Origin of the sequence: Corallococcus sp. AB011P, assembly GCF_003611605.1 — a bacterium.
Lineage (GTDB): Bacteria > Myxococcota > Myxococcia > Myxococcales > Myxococcaceae > Corallococcus > Corallococcus coralloides.
The window spans coordinates 1-944 of sequence record NZ_RAVX01000069.1 but is presented as its reverse complement, the minus strand read 5'-3'; the positions used below and the strand labels follow the sequence as shown (position 1 = coordinate 944).

Annotated in this window: 1 protein-coding gene; it reads left to right on the top strand. The window is 68.6% G+C overall.

Annotated features, from left to right (window positions below; genetic code table 11):
- On the top strand, positions 1-902 hold a 902-nt coding region (locus tag D7X30_RS41360), incomplete at its 5' end, for an IS3 family transposase (RefSeq protein ID WP_120568469.1).
- Between the last annotated feature and the right edge of the window lie 42 nt (positions 903-944).

Here is a 944-nt window from a genome sequence, read left to right as displayed (position 1 = left end):
GCGGCCTGGTTCGCGCAGGAGTCCGTGGCGACGCCCAAGCGGCGTACCGACTCGTGAAGGCGAACCAGGCCGTCCACGGCATCACGACGCTCTGCCGTGTCCTGGAGGTGTCCGAGAGCGGCTACCACGCGTGGCGGACGCGCCTGCCCTCGAAGCGCGCGGTCGCGGACGCGGGCCTCAGCGAGCGCATTCGCGCCATCCACGCGATGAGCGACGGCACCTACGGCGTGCCGCGCATCCACGCCGAGCTCGCGGCGGAGGGCGTGCACATCGGCCGCAAGCGTGTTGCCCGTCTCATGCGGGCAGCGCGCCTCGAGGGCGTCAGTCGCCGCAAGTGGTGTGTCACCACGACGCGCGACGAGCGCGCACGCCCTGCGCCCGACCTGGTCGACCGCAAATTCGTGGCCCCTGGACCCGACCAGCTCTGGGTTGCGGACATCACGTACATCCCGACGCACGCCGGCTTCCTCTACCTCGCCGTCGTGCTCGACGCATGGAGCCGCAAAGTGGTCGGCTGGGCCATGGCTGGCCACCTCAAGACGGAGCTCGTCGTGCAGGCACTCGACATGGCTGTGGGGCAGCGTCAGCCCCAGAGCGTCGTGCACCACAGCGACCAAGGGACGCAGTACACCTCGATTGGCTTCGGGCTTCGGTGCAAGGAAGCCGGCGTGCGCCCCTCCATGGGCAGCGTCGGCGACGCGTACGACAACGCGATGTGTGAAAGCTTCTTCGCCACACTCGAGTGCGAACTGCTCGCACGCCGCCGTTTCACGTCTCACGCCCAGGCGCGGATGGCCGTCTTCCGCTTCATCGAAGGCTGGTATAACCCGCGCAGGCGCCACTCCGCGCTCGACTACGAGTCACCCGCTGGTTACGAGAAGAAGCACCGCGCTGCCGCTTGAGGGCGAAAGCGCGGAACGCTCTGCGGAACCGGGGCAACTTCA